Origin of the sequence: Caulobacter sp. CCNWLW153 (genome assembly GCF_036889365.1) — a bacterium.
GTDB lineage: Bacteria > Pseudomonadota > Alphaproteobacteria > Caulobacterales > Caulobacteraceae > Caulobacter > Caulobacter radicis.
On sequence record NZ_JBAKFV010000001.1, the window covers coordinates 325,997 to 342,812 of the forward strand.

A 16,816-nucleotide genomic window follows, 5' to 3' on the forward strand; every position below is an offset into this window, starting at 1 on the left:
AATGATGGTGGCCTCCGGAAACGATTGACCGCAGGCACCGCCGCTGATCGTCCAGCCGTCGCTCGGCTGGACGATCAAATTCCAAAGGCGCCGGCGATCGCGACAGCCCCAGGCTTTGCGCGGCCCAGGTCGTCAAAGGGAGAGGGCGTGTCGGTTGCGTTCTCCTTTCTGAGCCAGGAGTCTCGATCGCGAAGGCCCCAGAAGGTGAAAGCAAACCGCTGGTTTGGCCGCAGGCGCGCAAAGGCTTCGGCGACCTCCCCATAGAGGGCCGACTGGCGCCGTTGAAGCTCCTGGCGGCCGAGCGCTTTGTTGTCTGCGCGGACCAGGGAGATATCCAGCTCGGAAACATGGATGGGCAGGCCAAGGCTGGCCAGATCGCGCATCATCTCGGAGACGCTGCCACGTGGAAGATCAGCGGCCAGATGCATTTGAGTTCCCAGGCCAGTGAGAGGCGCTCCTGACGCCAGAAGCCGCTCGGCTAGTCTAAGGAACGTGGCGCGCTTAGCCGGGAAATATTCGAGATTATAGTCGTTGATAAATAGCGCGGCGGTCGGGTCAGCTTCGCGCGCTGTGTTAAAAGCCAGGGACATGTGCTCCAACTGTCCTAGGCGTCGCGACCAGAGGCTTTCGCGCAGGCCGTCTCCCATCTCGGTGACGGGCTCGTTGACCACATTCCAGCCAGACATCCGTCCCCGATATCGACCGACGACCGCCAGAATGTAGTTTCGGTAGGCGTCGCCAAATCCGATGCGGGTTTCGTCGAGCGTCTCAAAAGCCGGGTGGGCCTGGGCGTACCAGACGAGGGTATGACCAAACAATCTCATCGCGTTGGCCTGAGCAAAGGCGGCGATCCGATCAGGCGCGTCGAACTGGAAGCCCCCGTCGGCACCGATCACATACTCCATGTTCATCTGCCATTCGGCAGTGATTTGGCTGACCTGACGCTGTAGCAGGTCGACAAGAGCCTGATCGTCCAGGTGCAGGGCCTGGACGCAAGCTCCGATCGGAAACGCCGCCTTCTTGAGGGCGATCTGCTCCTGAGACCAACCAGGGGTGGCTGTCAGCGCCGCGGCGCACGCCAGCACGCCGCGCCGGCTCAGTGGGCCAGCCGAACTTTGCGGGGCGCGGGTCGCGACCATCGAGAGCTGATCCGCACCCTGACGCTCGGACGCGCTGGCGGGCCAGGTTGTGTAAAGCGAAGCAGGAAGGCGATTGAGCATCTGATCTATCCACAACCTTCCACTCGAGATGGCGCCCGAGGTTTTCGCCCATCGCTTAGTGATTGTGCCGTGGCACGCCGACGGTCTGTGCCAGACGTTGGTGCTTAATGGCCGGCTCGAGCACCGCGCCGGTCTGCAATTGGCCGATCCAGGCCCGCTGCAGCTCTTGCCACGGGCTTTGGCTGGCGGGCGAAACATATCCGCCGCTCATGTCCAGCTCCAGGCGGCGAGCCGCCCATTCCTCTTCCGGCACCAGGGCGTTCGCCGATCCACATCTAAGATCGATCCTGACGCGATCGCCCGTGCGAAGCAGGGCAAGACCGCCGCCGGCCGCGGCTTCGGGCGAGGCGTTGAGGATCGAGGGCGAGCCGGACGTCCCCGACTGGCGGCCGTCGCCGACGCAGGGAAGGGATCTGATCCCGCGTTCCAGAAGATAGGCTGGCGGTCGCATGTTCACCACCTCCGCCGCGCCAGGATACCCAAGGGGGCCGGTTCCGCGCATGACCAGGATGGTGCGCTCATCGATTCCTAGGGAAGGGTCGTCAATCACACGATGGTAGTGTTCGGGTCCGTCAAAAACGGCGACCGGACCCTCGAAGGCTTCCGGATCCTCAGGATCGCTAAGGTAGCGCGCCCTGAAGTCGTCGCTGATCACGCTCAGTTTCATTATCGCAGAGTCGAAGAGGTTTCCCTTCAAAACCGAGAAGCCGGCCGCGGACTTCAAGGGGCGGTCGAAAGGGCGGATCACGTCCTCATCCAGGATCCTGGCGTCCAGGCAGTTGTCCTCCAGGGTCCGTCCGTTCGCGGTCAGTGCGCCGCCGCGCAGCAGGCCGGCCCGTAGGAGCTCACCAGCGACGGCCGGCACGCCGCCGGCCCGGAAGTAGTCCTCGCCCAGATACTGGCCCGCCGGCTGCAGGTTGACCATTAGTGGCACGTCGCGCCCGAACGTCTGCCAATCCTCCAGCGTCAGGTCCACACCCATGTGTCGCGCCAGCGCGATCAGATGGATCGGCGCATTGCTCGATCCGCCAATCGACGAATTGACCACGATGGCATTGAGGAAGGCGTCCCGCGTGAGAATGTCGGACGGCTTGCGATCGGCGTGGACCATCTCAACGATCGCTTTGCCGGTCCGCCAGGCGCATTCGGCCCGATCGCGATGAGGCGCGGGGATCGCCGCCGAACCAGGGAGCGACATGCCCAGGGCCTCGGTCAGCGAATTCATCGTCGTGGCTGTGCCCATGGTGTTGCAATAACCGGTGGACGGCGCCGAGCTGGCAACCAGCTTGATAAACCCCTCCTCGTCGATCTCGCCGGCCGCGAGCAGTTCGCGGGCTTTCCATGCGATCGTGCCCGACCCAGTGCGTTGGCCTTCGTGCCAACCGTTCAGCATCGGACCTACGGATAGGGCGATGGCCGGAATGTTCATCGTCGCGGCGGCCATCAGGCAGGCGGGCGTTGTCTTGTCGCAGCCGATCGTCAGCACCACCCCGTCGATCGGGTAGCCCAGCAGAACCTCGACCAAGCCAAGATAGGCCAGGTTGCGGTCTAGCCCGGCGGTCGGCCGCTTGGCAGTTTCCTGGATCGGATGGACGGGAAATTCGAACGGTATGCCGCCCGCCTCGATGATCCCCGAACGCACGCGGTCGGCAAGGACCATGTGATGACGGTTGCAGGGCGAAAGATCGGAACCGGTCTGAGCGATGCCGATGATCGGTTTGCCCGATCGCAGCTCCTCAAGGGAAATGCCGTAATTCATGAACCACCCCAAATAGAGCGAGGTGTTGTCCGGGTTCTTCAGATCATTGAACCATTGCTGCGACCGAAACGCCTTTCTAGTCAACGAAACCCCCTGCAGCCTTGGGTTCTGGCCCCGGCTATCATCTGATGCGCCTGCACCCTGCGACGTGACGATCTTCCGGCTTGCCGTCAGGAAGCCGCGACAACCTTGGCGTCCCGTCGCTAAGCGGCCCGCTTCCTGGGCGCGGAAGCCCAAAGACCGTCAGTTTTCCGGCGCGAAAATAAACCGGCCACCGCTGCAAGTCGACGTAAAAGTCAGGACGGACTGTTTATTCCACGCTACTGCAGTTCTCGCAGCTGTGCAGTGGGCGAGCGTGCTTGATCGTCATTTTTAGCTGTCGATGAGCGCATGCGCCGAGCAGCGTGAATGGTGGCCCCTAGGGAAGCCAGCTCGGCCCTGAAGTGGGAGTTTCTGTAAAGTTTCTGTAAAGTGGCGAGGAAGGAGCGCCAAAAATGGAGGCGCACCAGCCGAGTGTCGCGCGGTAAGTCGTTGATATCGCAGAGAGTTTTGAGTGGTGGATGCGACAGGGATTGAACCTGTGACCCCCTCGGTGTGAACGAGGTGCTCTCCCGCTGAGCTAAGCATCCGCCGTGTGGGCTAGGCCTTCCGAAGAAGTCCCCGCCGCGAGAGGAAGGGGGCTATAGACCGCTCTTTTCCGCGCCGCAAGAGGCCAAAAGCGAGATTGCGGCCTCCGGGACCTCGGAAAAGCGATCTATCAACAGATCTCCGCCGAGCGTCTCGACCGGGGCCTCGGTATAGCCGAACGAGACCAGCAGCGCGGGAACCCCGGCGGCCTTGGCGCTGAGCACGTCGTTGATGCTGTCGCCGACCATGACCGCGCGGGCCGGATCGCCGCCGACGGCGGCGATGGCCGCCAGCACGTGGCGCGGGTCGGGCTTGGGGGCGGGGGCGTCGTCGGCCCCAACCACGGCGTCGAAGAATCGGGTGAGGTCGACGGCGTCCAGCAGGGCCACCGACAGGCGGGTCAGCTTGTTGGTGCAGACCACCAGGCGCGCGCCGGCGGTCTTGAGATCCGCGAGCACCTCGACCACGCCCTCGAACGGCGCGCTCTCGTGGGCGATGCGGCCCAGATAGATGGCGATGAAGCGCTCGACCAGTTTGGGCGCCTGCTCGGCGTCCAGCGGCGCGCCGGCGGCGGCGAAGCCGCGCTCCAGCAGCGCCTTGGCGCCGCGTCCGACCATCTTGCGCACATCGTCGAAGGGCAGGGCGGGCAGGCCCTCCTCGGCGAGGATGGTGTTCAGCGCCCCCACCAGGTCCGGCGCGGTGTCGACCAGCGTGCCGTCGAGGTCGAAGGCGATCGTCGTATCTTTGAGGGCGTGCGGAAGAGACATGTCCTGGCCTTTCGGCTAAAGGCGCGGCTAATGCAACTTTGGTTCGCTTCGGAGTCGCGCCGATCATGACGCAGATCGCTCCCGCTCATCATACGGGCCGTCCCCGCGCCGCCGTGATTCTGGCCGCCGGCCAGGGCACGCGCATGAAGTCGCCGACGCCCAAGGTGCTGCACCGCATCGGCGGTCGCGCCATGCTCGACCACGCCATCGACGCCGCGCAGGCGCTGGGTTGCTCACGTATCGTGGTGGTGGTCGGCGCCCACAGCCCGCAGGTCGGCGAGCATGCGCGCAAGCGCCTGGGCCCCGACGCCACGGTCGTGCAGGATCCGCCGCTGGGCACCGGCCACGCCGTGCTGGCGGCCAAGGGCGCCCTGGCCGACTTCGACGGCGACGTGGTCGTGACCTATGCCGACTGCCCGCTGCTGACCGCGCCGGTGATCGCGCCGCTGTTCGACCTGCGGGCCGCCGGCGCCGATGTCGCCGTGCTCGGCTTCGAGGCCGCCGATCCGGGCGCCTATGGCCGCCTGGTGCTGGCCCCGGGGCATGTGCTGCTGCGCATCGTCGAGGCCAAGGACGCCGAGCCGGCCGTCCTGGCGCTCAAGCACTGCAATTCGGGCGTCCTGGCCGCCGATCGCGCCCAGCTGTTCGACCTCTTGGCCGCGGTCGGCAACGACAACGCCAAGGGCGAATACTACCTGACCGACATCGTCGGCATCGCCCATGATCGCAAGCTGGCCACCCGCGCCACCTTCGCCCCGGAAGCCGCGGTGCAGGGCGTCAACTCCCAGGCCGAGCTGGCCGCCGCCGAGGCCGTCTGGCAGGCCGGCCGCCGCGCCGCCCTGATGACCGAGGGCGTGACCATGCCAGCGCCCGAGACCGTCCATCTGTCGTGGGACACTCAGGTCGCCGCCGGCGTCACCGTCGAGCCGTTCGTGGTGTTCGGCGCGGGCGTCAGCGTCGCCGCCGGCGCGGTGATCAGGGCCTTCAGCCACCTGGAAGGCGCATCGATCGGGGAGGGCGCCCTGATCGGTCCCTATGCCCGCCTGCGCCCCGGGGCCGAGATCGGTCCCGAGGCCCACATCGGCAACTTCGTAGAGGTCAAGAAGGTCAAGGTCGGCGCCGGCGCCAAGGCCAACCACCTGAGCTACCTCGGCGACGGCAGCGTGGGCCCCAAGGCCAACATCGGCGCCGGCACGATCTTCTGCAACTACGACGGCTTCGAGAAGTTCGAGACCCATGTCGGCGCGGGCGCCTTCATCGGCTCGAACTCGTCCCTGGTCGCGCCCGTACGCATCGGCGACGGGGCGATGACCGGTTCGGGCACGGTGGTCACCGCCGACGTGCCCGCCGGCGACCTGGCGCTCAGCCGCACGCCGCAGACCCTCAAGACCGGGTGGGCGGCCAAGTTCCGCGCCCTGAAACAGGCCAAGAAGGACAAGAAGGCATGAGCGCCGACGACCAGAAGAGGATTTCGGGCGAGGCCGCCGCGCAGCTGGTGGAAACCGGCATGGTCGTGGGCCTGGGCACCGGTTCGACCGCCGCCTGGTTCGTGAAGGCGCTGGCCGCCCGCAAGCTCGACATCCGCGGCGTTCCGACCTCGGAAGCTACCGCCAACCTCGCCCGCGAGCTGGGCATCCCGCTGGTGGCGCTGGACGACGTCAAGTCGGTCGACCTGACCGTCGACGGCGCCGACGAGATCGGCCCGGGGCTGTCCCTGATCAAGGGCGGCGGCGCGGCCCTGCTGCGCGAGAAGCTGGTCTGGGAGGCCTCCAAGCGCTGCGTCGTCATCGCCGACGCGGCCAAGCACGTGAAGGTGCTGGGCAAGTTCCCGCTGCCGATCGAGGTGGTGCGCTTCGGCCACCCCCACACGGGTTACCGGCTCGCCGACATCGCCGCCGAGTTCGACCTGCCGCCGCCGCGCCTGCGCATGGCCGACCGCGGCGTCGTCGCCACCGACGGCGGCAACGTGATCTACGACATGGCCTCGGGCGCGATCCCCGACCCGGCGGCGCTGGCCGCCGCGCTGAAGGCCGTCACCGGCGTGGTCGACCACGGCCTGTTCCTCGACCTGGCCGACGAGGCCCTGATCGGGACCGATGAAGGGGTGGTCAAGCTTCAGCCTTGATCCCATATCCCGATCCCTTCGCTGCAAATTCGCTTTGATCCGGAGCCGATGATGGCTGAGTACGACTTCGACCTCTTCGTCATCGGCGCCGGTTCGGGCGGCGTGCGCGCCGCGCGGCTGGCGGCCCTCTCGGGCGCCAAGGTGGCCGTGGCCGAGGAGTACCGGGTCGGCGGCACCTGCGTGGTGCGCGGCTGCGTGCCCAAGAAGTTCATGGTCTACGCCAGCGAGGTCTCCAGCCAGCTGAAGACCGCCAAGGGCTACGGCTGGACGATCGGTGAAGCCAGCTTCGACTGGAAGACCTTCCTGCACGACAAGGACGTCGAGATCGCGCGCCTGTCGGGCATCTACGTCACCAACCTGCGCAAGGCCGGCGCCCACCTGTTGCACGGCAAGGCGCGCATCGTCGACGCCCACACCGTCGAGGTTCTGCCCAAGGAAGGCTCCGAAGGCGACGCTGGCCGCTACACCGCCAAGCGCATCCTGGTGGCCACCGGCGGCCGTCCGGTGCGTCCGGAATTCGAAGGGGCCGAGCACGGCATCACCTCGGACGAGGCCTTCCACCTGCCGACTCTGCCCAAGCGCGTGCTGGTGGTCGGCGGCGGCTACATCGCCGTGGAGTTCGCCGGCATCTATGCCGGCCTCGGAGTCGAGACCACGCTCTGCTACCGCGGCTCCAACATCCTGCGCGGCTTCGACGATGACGTGCGCGCCCATCTCGCCGACGAGATGGAAAAGCGCGGGATCAAGGTCGTGCTGGGGTGCTCGCACCAGGCGATCGAAAAGACCGACGCCGGCCTCGTCAGCACCTTCAACAACGGCATGACCTTCGAGAGCGACGTGGTGCTGTTCGCCACCGGCCGCGACCCCTACACCAAGGGGCTGGGCCTCGAGAACGCCGGGGTGAAGCTGGACGACAAGGGCGCGATCGCCGTCGACGCCCATTCGAAGACCAATGTCGACAGCATCTGGGCCGTCGGCGACGTCACCGACCGTATCAACCTGACGCCGGTGGCGATCCGCGAGGGCGCGGCCTTCGCCCAGACCGAATTCTACGGCAATCCGACCAGCTTCGACCACGATCTGGTGGCGTCGGCGGTGTTCTCGCAGCCGCCGATCGGCGCGGTGGGCATGAGCGAGGCCGAGGCCCGCCATGCCTTCGGCAAGGTCGACATCTACCGCGCCGTGTTCCGGCCGATGAAGCTGACCTTCTACGGCGGCCAGGAGCGCTGCCTGATGAAGCTGGTCGTGCGCCAGGACAACGAACAGGTCGTCGGCGTCCACGTGGTGGGGCCCGACGCGCCCGAGATCATCCAGATGGCCGCCATCGCCGTGAAGATGGGCGTGACCAAGCCGCAGTGGGATTCCACCTGTGCGGTGCACCCGACGCTGGCCGAGGAACTGGTCACGATGCGCGAGAAGTACGTCCCGGCCGAGGTGGGGGGCGTATGATCACCTCATCTGCCGGTCCGGAGAGGGGAACGCCCTGGCTCACGGGGGTCATGGTCTTCGTCTTCGTGATGACTCCGCTGCTGGGTTACCTGGCTCAGCTGGGTTTCGCCCCGCTGATGGCGCTGGCCGGCCTTCTGGTCCTGCCGGTCATGGGCCGTCCGCGGACCCCGGCCGCGCCGACCCTGATGTTGCTGTTGCTCGCGATCTGGGCCGCCTTCAGCATGACGTGGAGTCCCGCGGCGCCTCCCCCTGGCAGCCTGAAGGACTACGGCGACGTCGAGAAGGTGACGGCCGTGAAGCTGTTCCTGCAACTGGCCCTCTACGGCGCGGCGGCCGCGGCGGCCCTGCGCCTCTCGACGCGCGGCGCCGATCGGGTCGCCACGGTGATGGGGTTCGGCGTGCTGGCCCTGGCCGTCTTGGTCGGCCTCGACGCGTTGACCGGCGCCGCGCTGTTCCAGAAGTTCCGGGTGCTGAGCGGCGATCCGATCCGGCCCGACCTGGCCAAGGTGAAGATTTCCATCGGCTGCTACGTGATGGCCGTGATGTTCTGGCCCGCGGCGGTCGCGCTCGCCCAACGGGGCAAGCAGGCCGCGGTCGTGCTGCTGCTGGCCGGCGTGCTGACGGCTTCGGTCCTGGCGAGCGCCGACTCCTGCCTGGTCGCCCTGGCGGCCGGGGCTGTGGTCTGGCTGTTGGTCAAGGGGCTGGGCAAGGCCGGCGGTCGTCTCCTGACCCTGGCGATCGCCCTGCCGTTCATGGTCGCCCCGATCGCCGTGCTCTGGGCGATCCAGGCCGGGGTTTGGGGATGGCTCCACGGACTGGTGCCGGCGTCCTGGGATGCGCGGCTGAACATCTGGGCCTTCGCGGCCGACCATATCCAGGATCACCCGTTCCGAGGCTGGGGCCTGGACGCCAGCCGCACCTTCGGCGACGCCATCCCTCTGCACACCCACAATGCCCAGTTGCAACTTTGGCTCGAACTCGGCGCGGTGGGCGCGGCCCTGGCCGGCGCCTTCTTCTGCTGGCTGGCCCATGGCGTCACCCGCGCGGCCGAAACGGATCGCGGCGGGGCGGCGATGAGCGGGGCGGCCTTGACCAGCTATCTGGTCATTGGCGCGCTCAGCTTCGGCGTCTGGCAGGAGTGGTGGATCGCCGTGGGCGCCCTGACCGTCGTCGCCTGCGTCGCGGTTCGGTTGTCGAGCGGCGAATACAGCAACGAGTTGGTTGAAATTTCCCCGAACGGCTAGAATATGGTCGCTCTCCGCACGATTTTTGCTTTTGCCCCGAGGGTGCGCTATGAGCGCTCCCCTTTAGAACCTTCGAGAAGATCATGACCGCCCGGTGGACACCCGCGACCTGGAGAGCAAAACCCGCCAAGCACGTGCCGACCGATTATCCGGACGCGGCCGCTGTCGAGCGTGTTGAACAGACCCTCCGTCAGATGCCGCCGCTGGTCTTCGCCGGCGAGGCGCGCCGCCTGAAGAGCCTGCTGGGCGATGTGGCCGAAGGTCGGGCGTTCCTGCTGCAGGGCGGCGACTGCGCCGAGAGCTTCAAGGAATTCCACGCCGACAACATCCGCGACACCTTCCGCCTGATCCTGCAGATGGCGGTGGTGCTGACCTTCGCCGGCGGCAAGCCGGTGGTGAAGGTTGGCCGCATCGCTGGCCAGTTCGCCAAGCCCCGCTCCGAGCCGATCGAGACCATCGGCGAGACGACCCTGCCGTCCTATCGTGGCGACATCATCAACGGCATGGACTTCAACGAGGCCGAGCGGGTTCCCGACCCCGACCGTCTGCTCAAGGCCTACGGACAGTCGGCCGCGACCCTGAACCTGCTGCGGGCCTTCGCCAGCGGCGGCTATGCGGATCTCTACAACATCCACCGCTGGACCCTGGGCTTCGTCGGCGACAGCCCGCAGGGCGCGCGCTACCGCGAACTGTCGGAAAAGATCTCCGAGGCCCTGACCTTCATGTCGGCCGTCGGCGTCACGCCCGACACCCAGCCCGACCTGAAGCGCGTCGAGTTCTTCACCAGCCACGAGGCCCTGCTGCTGGGCTTCGAGGAAGCCATGACCCGCGTCGATAGCACCTCGGGCGACTGGTACGACACCAGCGCCCACCTGCTGTGGATCGGCGAGCGCACCCGCCAGCTGGACGGCGCCCACATCGAGTTCATGCGTGGCGTGAAGAACCCGATCGGCCTCAAGTGCGGCCCGACCATGGAGGGCGACGACCTCCTGCGCCTGATCGACGTGCTGAACCCCAACAACGAGCCGGGCCGCCTGACGCTCTACGGCCGCTTCGGCTCGGACAAGATCGCCGACCGCCTGCCGCGCCTGATGAAGGCCACCAAGGCCGACGGCCGTTCGGTGGTCTGGGCCACCGATCCGATGCACGGCAACACGCTGAAGGCCTCGACCGGCTACAAGACCCGTCCGTTCGACCGCATCCTCAGTGAAGTGAAGAGCTTCGTGGAAGTGGCCCATTCGGAAGGCGTCCATCCGGGCGGCGTGCACCTGGAGATGACCGGCCAGAACGTCACCGAATGCCTGGGCGGCGCCCGCGCGGTGTCGGAGACCGACCTTGCCGACCGCTACCACACTCACTGCGACCCGCGCCTGAACGGTGAGCAGGCCCTGGAGCTGGCCTTCCTGGTGGCCGAGAAGCTGAAGTCCGCTCGCGACCACCAGCGCAAGGTCGCCAACGGCTGACTACCAGGCTGACCTTAGGGTCAACCTCGGATTCGAGACGAAAGGGGCCCCGTGGATCAGTTCCGCGGGGCCCTTTCAATAGTGCCCTTACGGCATGCGAAAAGATTTGTCGCAATTGCGAGGTTGCTTTTCGCAGATGCACACTCAAGACCTTCCAACGACTTGACCGCTAGCCCGGCGCTCTCCAATGGTTGTTTGAAGGGAGTGAATTTATGCGTCTGCAGGCCAAGTTGAAGCGCGAGTGGCGGTTCCTGAAGGGGCTGACCCGCACCCTCAAGCGTGTGAAATCCATCGCGCCCGACAGCGACAACCTGATCTGCGACGATCTGGAAGCGGCGGTCGACAAGTGGCGGAACAATCCGGCCATCACGTTCGAAGGCAAGACGATCACCTATGCCGAGCTGGACGCGATCGCGAACCGCTACGCGCACTGGGCCAAGGGCCAGGGGATCACCCGCGGCCAGACCGTCGCCCTCTTCATGCCCAACCGGATCGAGTACCTGGCCATCTGGTACGGCCTTTCGAAGGTCGGCGTCGCCACGGCTCTCATCAATAACCAACTGACGGGCGCCGCGCTGGCGCACTGCCTCAACATCTCCCAGGCGCTGCACTGCATCGTCGATCCGGAGACCTCGCCCTGTTTCGAGGACGTCAAGGAGCAGCTGGGCCGCCACATCCAGCAGTGGGTGCTGGGTCCGGTGCACGGCGACCAGCGCGACCTGGTCAACGCCCTGAAGAGCTGCAGCCAACTGCGCCCCGACCGCCTGACCGCCCGCGACGGCCTCGTCGCCAAGGACACGGCGCTCTACATCTTCACCAGCGGCACCACGGGCCTGCCCAAGGCCGCGCGCATCACCCACATGCGCGCGCAGCTCTACATGCGCGGCTTCGCCGGCTCGACCGACTCGCGCGCCAGCGACCGCATCTACGTGACCTTGCCGCTCTATCACGCCACCGGCGGCCTCTGCGCCATGGGCGCGGGCCTGCTGAACGGCGGCAGCATCGTGCTGCGCAAGAAGTTCTCGGCCACCCACTTCTGGAGCGACGTGGTCACCGAGAACTGCACCATGTTCGTCTATATCGGCGAGCTGTGCCGCTACCTGGCCAACCAGCCGGAGAACGAATTCGAGCGCGCCCACAAGCTGCGCCTGATCTTCGGCAACGGCCTGCGTCCCGACGTCTGGGACGACATGCTCGACCGCTTCAAGATCGGCGGGGTGCTGGAGTTCTACGGCGCCACCGAAGGCAATGTGTCGCTGTTCAACTTCGACGGCCGCCGCGGCGCCATCGGCCGGGTGCCGGGATACCTGAAGAAGAAGTTCAACATCCGCATCGTCAAGTTCGACGTCGAGACCGAGACGCCGGTGCGCTCCGCCAACGGCTGCTGCATCGAGGTCAAGCCCGGCGAGATCGGCGAGTGCATCGGCCATATCGCCAGCGACGCGCGCTCCAACTTCACCGGCTACGCCGACAAAGCCGCCACCGAGAAGAAGGTGCTGCACGACGTCTTCGAAAAGGGTGACGCCTGGTTCCGCACCGGCGACCTGATGCGCCAGGACAGCGACGGCTACATCTACTTCGTCGACCGTATCGGCGACACCTTCCGCTGGAAGGGCGAGAACGTCGCCACCAGCGAGGTCTCCGAGCGCCTGGCCGGCTTCCCGGGCGTCAAGGAGATCAACGTCTACGGCGTGCCGGTGGGCGACCTCGACGGCAAGGCCGGCATGGCCTCGCTGGTCGTCGGTCCCGAGTTCGAGATCGACAACCTGGCCGAATATGTCGACCGCGAGATGCCCGCCTACGCCCGTCCGGTGTTCGTGCGCCTGCAGCCCGAGATCGAGACCACCGGCACCTTCAAGTATCGCAAGATCGACCTGGTGAAGGAGGGCTTCGATCCCGCCGTCATCAAGGATCCGCTGTACTTCCGCGAGCCCGGCAAGGGTTATGTGAAGGTCACCAAGGCGGTCCACACCAAGATCCTGGCCGGCGGGTTCAAGCTCTGAGCCTGGCGCAGGCCTGGTCGCCGCTGGCGATCTTCGCCGCCCTGACGCCCAAGGACCCCGCGCGCCGGCCGGTGCGCGGGGTTTCCTATGGCGACCACCCGCGCCAGCGGCTCGACGTGTATGCGCCCGCCGATGGACCTGGGGATTGGCCGGTGCTGGTGTTCTTCTACGGCGGGGCCTGGAACTCGGGTCGCCGGAAGGACTACGGCTGGGCCGCGCGCGCCCTGGCCGCCCAGGGTTTCGTCGTCGTCACGCCCGACTATCGGCTTTACCCCGAGGTCCGCTATCCGGCCTTCCTGGAGGACGCGGCGCTGGCCGTCCGCTGGGCGCTCGAGCACGTCCCGCGCCTGGGCGGCGATCCGACCCGGCTGTCGCTGGCCGGGCATTCGGCCGGGGCCTACATCGCCGCCATGCTGGCCCTGGATCCCCTCTACCTGGCCGCTGTCGATGTCTCGCCTGAAGCGGTGAAGGCCTTCGCCGGCCTGTCGGGGCCTTACGCCTTCCTGCCGCTGGACGGCGAGATCACTACCCGCACCTTCGGACACGTCGACGACCTGCCGGCCACCCAGCCCATCGGTTTCGCCCGCGCCGGCGCGCCGGCCGCCTTCCTGGCCACGGGGGAGAGGGACACGACCGTGCGGCCGCGCAACACCCGCAAGCTGGCCAAGGCCCTGCGCGAGGCGGGCGCGGTCGTCGAGGAGCAGGTCTATCCCGGCCTCGACCATGCCGCGCCGCTGCTGGCGCTGTCGCGGCCATTCCGCCGCAAGGCGCCGGTTCTGACCCAGATGACGGGGTTCCTGAAGGCCCAGGCGGGCTGATCCCGCGCGACCATCCACCGCGCCTTGCTGCGCTGCGATTGAACGCGGGCCCCATCCTGTCTATATGGCCCTGACTGAACGCGGGTCATGTGTGTGGCGACCTCGCGAAATCCCAGTGTTTCAACGAGATAAGAAGGGGCGTCGCCATGCTTCTGACCATGATGAAGGCCAAGCTGCACCGCGCCACGGTGACCCAGGCCGACCTCGACTACGAAGGTTCGATCGCCATCGACCGCGACCTGCTGGACGCCTCGGGCATCCTGCCCAACGAACAGGTCGACGTGCTCAACATCACCACCGGCGCGCGCTTCACCACCTACGCCATCGAGGCCCCGCGCGGCTCCAAGGTGATCGGCGTCAACGGCGCCGCCGCCCGCCTGGTGCAGAAGAACGACACCGTCATCGTCGTCACCTACTGCCAGATGCCGGCCGAGGAGGCGCGCAACTACGCCCCGACCGTCGTGCTGCTCGACGAGGGCAACATCATCAAGCAGGCCGCCTGATGCGGTCCGGCGCCGTCCCGGCTTTCGTCCTGGTCGGCGCCCTGGCGCTGGCCGGCTGCGGCCAGAAGCTGCCCAAGGGTGTCGACGAGGACGCCCTGACCCAGGCCGTGGGCCGGGCCATCGGCTCGGCTTCGACCTGCGTGCTGATCGCCGAGCCGGGCGGCAAGGTCCTCTGGACGGGCGGGGGCTATATCTCCTGCGCCCGCAACCTGCCGACCTGCGAGGGCAAGACCTCGACGGCCCAGGACGTGCTGAAGGCCAACCTGGCCGGCGAGGCGAAGTTCATCAGCTGCGACAGCTCGGCCACGAACCGCGTCGGCTGGGCCATGGGCCCGGTGCCCGCCGGCAAAGGTCGCCAGCCTTCAGGCCTGCGCTACCTCGCGGTCATGGAGGGCGAGCGCGCCCTGCCGGGCATCGAGATCCAGGACCGCGTCGAACGCGCCTTCGTCCGCGCCGGGTTCTAGTTCTCCCTCCCATCATTCCTGCCACAAGGGCGGGAATGACGGGAGGAAGGTGGTCCTTGTTCTGGAAACAAGGACCACGCACTCGACCTTACTGCTGCGCCTCGTAGGTGGCGCTGACCTCGACGCGCACCTTCAGCTCGCCGCCCGAGATCGCCGTGGAATCGGCCATCTCGCGCTTGGCCATGGCGAACATCGGCACGGGCTGCGGCGAGGGGGTGTAGCCGCCGGCCTCGTTCAGGCTGACCAGGCGCACCACCTTGTAGCCGGTGGCCCGGGCGTAGAGGTCGGACTTGGCCTTCAGGGCCGCCACCGCCTTGATGCGGGCCTCGTCCTCGGCCTTCTGCGGGTTCTGCAGGCCAAAGCTGATGCCGCTGACGGTGTTGGCGCCGGCCGAGGCCGCGGCGTCCACCGTCTGGCCCAGCTTGGACAGGTCGCGCGCCAGGATCGTCACCTGGTTGCTGGCCTGGTAGCCGGTCAGGCGCGGCGGCTGGTTCTGCTCGTAGACGTACTGTGGATTGACGTTGAGGTTCGAGGTCTGGATGTCGCGCTCGGCGACGCCGGCCTTCTTCAGCGCCGCGATCACCTTGTTCATCGCCGTCCCGTTCGCCGACAGGGCCGCGGCGGCGCTGGCGCCTTCGGTCTGCACGCCCAGGGTGATGGTGGCCATGTCGGGCGCGATGGCGGTTTCGCCCGAGGCCGACAGGTTGAAGGTGGTGGCGCGGAAGGCCGCGTCATTGCCCTGGGCGGCCGCGGGGACGGCCGACAGGGCCAGGACGACGGCGCCGGCGGCGGCCAGGGCCGGAACGGTCGAGCGGATGCGGATCATGGTTCTTGTTCTCCTGCGCGCGGGGACCCAACAGTGCGTCGACCCGCGATTGGTTCCCCTGTCGCAAACTCAACCTGAACCGCACCTTTAAGCCGCGTGCAGCCCATGCTAATCGACCGGTCCTCGCCCGCGCCGACTCTCGTCCCGCGCGGCCTGGGGGCCTGTAGCTCAATGGTTAGAGCCGACCGCTCATAACGGTCTGGTTGGGGGTTCGAGTCCCTCCAGGCCTACCAAGCCCCCTCAGCTGTTGCTGCCCAGATACCTGCGCACTTCCTCCACCGATGCGCCGGCGTGTTCGTAGGCGGTGTGGAGCTGCTCCTCGCTGACCCCCAGGGTCTCGGTCCAGTAGTGGACCGAGCGCGGCTCGTGCAGGTCGATGGACTTTTCGGCGTCTTCGGCGGGCAGGGCGGCCGGGATGGATCGGACGTGGGGCATGGCGGGCTCCTTCGGGAGAGGAAGCCGCAAAGCGTCGCCGCGTTCCATGTCGGCGCCGCGTGCGGCCGCCGTCTCGCCTGGTCGGGGTGGCGGCGAGACGGCGGCCGGGCGGCCTCGAGGTACGGGGGAGGAGGGCCGCGCCGTTCGAGGGGCGGTGCGGTGGAGCGCCGATCGAACGTCGATATCTTGACCCCCGAGCCGTCGCCAAGCTTGGAGGATGGCGGCCGGATTTGTCGAAACCCGGCCCGTCGACGTCGCAATCACGAGCGCCGGCGCTGATTTCGGGGCCTCGACCGCTGCGACAAAACGTCCCTGCGACAGGCGTCTCGGGCATTTGGCCTCGCTACTTTCAGCCATGTCAGTCGCTCGCGACATAACATTGTTCAAAAATCAGCGTTTCCCTTATTGCTCAACCAAAGCACGTCCCGAAAATTGACGTTTCTCCACTTCCGGGGGAGGTGGATTCGCCAACTCTCCACCTGAGGGAGCGCAACTTCCGCGACCGGCTGTCGCAACTCCCCCTAATGCTCGTTAATCACTCGGCAACGGCGAGCGCAGCAAGTCTTACGCGAGTGAGATCCTGTTCGAATTTCCAGAAGGGGCGGCCGGACATGAAAAAAATAGCGACTTCAGTTTTCGTCATTGGAACGATGGCGTTCATGGCGATTTCTGGTTCGGCGACTGCTGCGACGGCGTCGAGTTCTTTTCAGGTCAACCTGACCATTCAAGGCGAGTGCAAAGTGCAGTCGGCCTCGAATGTTGACTTCGGCTCGCGCGGGGTCATCGACGCCAACATCGACACCACCAGCACCATTGGCGTCCAGTGCACCAATTCCACGCCCTATACGGTCGCCCTGAGCGCCGGGGCGGGCACCGGCGCCACCGTCGGCGCGCGCAAGATGACCAGCGCCGCCAACGACACGGTCGGCTACGCTCTCTACCGAGACGCGAGCCGCACCCAGGTCTGGGGCGTGACCCAGAATGTCGACACCCAGGCCGGCACCGGCAACGGCGCCGTGCAGTCCTACACCGCCTACGGCCGTGTCTCGGCCCAGACGACACCGGCCCAGGGCGCCTACAGCGACCTCGTGGCGGTGACGATCACCTACTGAG

General features: G+C 66.9%; 16 protein-coding genes and 2 tRNA genes. 11 read left to right on the forward strand and 7 right to left on the reverse strand.

Annotated features, from left to right (window positions below; translation table 11 throughout):
- Positions 1 to 74: 74 nt before the first annotated feature.
- From V6S85_RS01310 to gph, 4 genes are all read right to left on the reverse strand, one after another.
- Positions 75 to 1,220: an endo-1,4-beta-xylanase gene (locus V6S85_RS01310; protein WP_334347745.1), complete on the reverse strand. Its 1,146-nt coding sequence runs from the start codon at positions 1,218 to 1,220 to the stop codon at positions 75 to 77.
- Positions 1,221 to 1,275: 55 nt separating this feature from the next.
- On the reverse strand, positions 1,276 to 3,078 hold the full coding sequence (locus V6S85_RS01315; protein ID WP_334348107.1) for an IlvD/Edd family dehydratase: 1,803 nt from the start codon (positions 3,076 to 3,078) through the stop codon (positions 1,276 to 1,278).
- A gap of 455 nt (positions 3,079 to 3,533) precedes the next feature.
- A tRNA-Val gene (locus V6S85_RS01320) sits at positions 3,534 to 3,608 on the reverse strand.
- A gap of 51 nt (positions 3,609 to 3,659) precedes the next feature.
- Positions 3,660 to 4,373, reverse strand: coding sequence for a phosphoglycolate phosphatase (gene gph / locus V6S85_RS01325; protein WP_334347746.1), 714 nt, complete (start codon positions 4,371 to 4,373; stop codon positions 3,660 to 3,662).
- Between the two features lie 65 nt (positions 4,374 to 4,438).
- Between gph and glmU the strand changes: the two genes are divergently transcribed.
- The 9 genes from glmU (at position 4,439) to V6S85_RS01370 (ending at position 14,442) form a co-directional block, all read left to right on the forward strand.
- On the forward strand, positions 4,439 to 5,821 hold the full coding sequence (gene glmU, locus V6S85_RS01330) for a bifunctional UDP-N-acetylglucosamine diphosphorylase/glucosamine-1-phosphate N-acetyltransferase GlmU (protein WP_334347747.1): 1,383 nt from the start codon (positions 4,439 to 4,441) through the stop codon (positions 5,819 to 5,821).
- Positions 5,818 to 6,498 (forward strand): ribose-5-phosphate isomerase RpiA, encoded by a 681-nt coding sequence (gene rpiA, locus V6S85_RS01335; RefSeq protein WP_116568663.1) that lies wholly within the window; start codon positions 5,818 to 5,820, stop codon positions 6,496 to 6,498. Before glmU ends, rpiA begins: the two co-directional genes overlap by 4 nt.
- Positions 6,499 to 6,549: 51 nt before the next feature.
- Complete coding sequence (gene gor, locus V6S85_RS01340; RefSeq protein WP_116568662.1) at positions 6,550 to 7,947, forward strand: glutathione-disulfide reductase; 1,398 nt, start codon at positions 6,550 to 6,552, stop codon at positions 7,945 to 7,947.
- The gene (locus V6S85_RS01345; RefSeq protein WP_334347748.1) at positions 7,944 to 9,191 is read left to right on the forward strand and encodes an O-antigen ligase family protein; all 1,248 of its coding nucleotides are present in this window, start codon (positions 7,944 to 7,946) and stop codon (positions 9,189 to 9,191) included. The genes gor and V6S85_RS01345 overlap by 4 nt, the downstream gene beginning before the upstream one ends.
- Before the next feature lie 83 nt (positions 9,192 to 9,274).
- Positions 9,275 to 10,654 carry a class II 3-deoxy-7-phosphoheptulonate synthase gene (locus tag V6S85_RS01350; protein WP_116487219.1) on the forward strand — a complete coding sequence of 460 codons (1,380 nt, stop codon included), beginning with the start codon at positions 9,275 to 9,277 and terminating at the stop codon, positions 10,652 to 10,654.
- A 212-nt stretch (positions 10,655 to 10,866) separates the two neighbouring features.
- On the forward strand, positions 10,867 to 12,657 hold the full coding sequence (locus V6S85_RS01355; RefSeq protein ID WP_334347749.1) for a long-chain-acyl-CoA synthetase: 1,791 nt from the start codon (positions 10,867 to 10,869) through the stop codon (positions 12,655 to 12,657).
- Between the two features lie 71 nt (positions 12,658 to 12,728).
- Positions 12,729 to 13,475 (forward strand): alpha/beta hydrolase, encoded by a 747-nt coding sequence (locus V6S85_RS01360; protein ID WP_334347750.1) that lies wholly within the window; start codon positions 12,729 to 12,731, stop codon positions 13,473 to 13,475.
- A gap of 146 nt (positions 13,476 to 13,621) precedes the next feature.
- Positions 13,622 to 13,978: an aspartate 1-decarboxylase gene (gene panD / locus V6S85_RS01365; protein WP_116487221.1), complete on the forward strand. Its 357-nt coding sequence runs from the start codon at positions 13,622 to 13,624 to the stop codon at positions 13,976 to 13,978.
- The gene (locus tag V6S85_RS01370) at positions 13,978 to 14,442 is read left to right on the forward strand and encodes a hypothetical protein (RefSeq protein WP_334347751.1); all 465 of its coding nucleotides are present in this window, start codon (positions 13,978 to 13,980) and stop codon (positions 14,440 to 14,442) included. The genes panD and V6S85_RS01370 overlap by 1 nt, the downstream gene beginning before the upstream one ends.
- A gap of 88 nt (positions 14,443 to 14,530) precedes the next feature.
- On the opposite strand, the gene V6S85_RS01375 is transcribed toward V6S85_RS01370, so the two are convergent.
- A complete protein-coding gene (locus tag V6S85_RS01375) occupies positions 14,531 to 15,268 on the reverse strand; it encodes an SIMPL domain-containing protein (protein WP_116568657.1) in 738 nt (245 codons plus the stop codon).
- A gap of 157 nt (positions 15,269 to 15,425) precedes the next feature.
- Here V6S85_RS01375 and V6S85_RS01380 point away from each other — a divergent pair.
- Positions 15,426 to 15,501 (forward strand) — tRNA-Ile (locus V6S85_RS01380).
- 7 nt (positions 15,502 to 15,508) lie between these two features.
- Here the strand turns inward: V6S85_RS01380 and V6S85_RS01385 are convergent.
- Together V6S85_RS01385 and V6S85_RS01390 are read right to left on the reverse strand one after the other, a co-directional pair.
- A complete protein-coding gene (locus V6S85_RS01385; protein ID WP_334347752.1) occupies positions 15,509 to 15,703 on the reverse strand; it encodes a DUF3606 domain-containing protein in 195 nt (64 codons plus the stop codon).
- 535 nt (positions 15,704 to 16,238) lie between these two features.
- Complete coding sequence (locus V6S85_RS01390; protein WP_279325496.1) at positions 16,239 to 16,364, reverse strand: hypothetical protein; 126 nt, start codon at positions 16,362 to 16,364, stop codon at positions 16,239 to 16,241.
- Between V6S85_RS01390 and V6S85_RS01395 the strand changes: the two genes are divergently transcribed.
- Positions 16,363 to 16,815, forward strand: coding sequence for a Csu type fimbrial protein (locus V6S85_RS01395; protein ID WP_243410587.1), 453 nt, complete (start codon positions 16,363 to 16,365; stop codon positions 16,813 to 16,815). The genes V6S85_RS01390 and V6S85_RS01395 overlap by 2 nt on opposite strands.
- Position 16,816: the final 1 nt, after the last annotated feature.

Excerpts from the sequence above, each read along its gene's own strand:
- V6S85_RS01310 (WP_334347745.1), bottom strand. The coding sequence starts at position 1,220 with ATGCTCAATCGCCTTCCTGCTTCGCTTTACACAACCTGGCCCGCCAGC.
- gph (WP_334347746.1), bottom strand. The coding sequence starts at position 4,373 with ATGTCTCTTCCGCACGCCCTCAAAGATACGACGATCGCCTTCGACCTC.
- glmU (WP_334347747.1), top strand. The coding sequence starts at position 4,439 with ATGACGCAGATCGCTCCCGCTCATCATACGGGCCGTCCCCGCGCCGCC.
- rpiA (WP_116568663.1), top strand. The coding sequence starts at position 5,818 with ATGAGCGCCGACGACCAGAAGAGGATTTCGGGCGAGGCCGCCGCGCAG.
- gor (WP_116568662.1), top strand. The coding sequence starts at position 6,550 with ATGGCTGAGTACGACTTCGACCTCTTCGTCATCGGCGCCGGTTCGGGC.
- V6S85_RS01345 (WP_334347748.1), top strand. The coding sequence starts at position 7,944 with ATGATCACCTCATCTGCCGGTCCGGAGAGGGGAACGCCCTGGCTCACG.
- V6S85_RS01350 (WP_116487219.1), top strand. The coding sequence starts at position 9,275 with ATGACCGCCCGGTGGACACCCGCGACCTGGAGAGCAAAACCCGCCAAG.
- V6S85_RS01355 (WP_334347749.1), top strand. The coding sequence starts at position 10,867 with ATGCGTCTGCAGGCCAAGTTGAAGCGCGAGTGGCGGTTCCTGAAGGGG.
- panD (WP_116487221.1), top strand. The coding sequence starts at position 13,622 with ATGCTTCTGACCATGATGAAGGCCAAGCTGCACCGCGCCACGGTGACC.
- V6S85_RS01370 (WP_334347751.1), top strand. The coding sequence starts at position 13,978 with ATGCGGTCCGGCGCCGTCCCGGCTTTCGTCCTGGTCGGCGCCCTGGCG.
- V6S85_RS01375 (WP_116568657.1), bottom strand. The coding sequence starts at position 15,268 with ATGATCCGCATCCGCTCGACCGTTCCGGCCCTGGCCGCCGCCGGCGCC.
- V6S85_RS01385 (WP_334347752.1), bottom strand. The coding sequence starts at position 15,703 with ATGCCCCACGTCCGATCCATCCCGGCCGCCCTGCCCGCCGAAGACGCC.
- V6S85_RS01395 (WP_243410587.1), top strand. The coding sequence starts at position 16,363 with ATGGCGATTTCTGGTTCGGCGACTGCTGCGACGGCGTCGAGTTCTTTT.
- V6S85_RS01390 (WP_279325496.1), bottom strand. The coding sequence starts at position 16,364 with ATGAACGCCATCGTTCCAATGACGAAAACTGAAGTCGCTATTTTTTTC.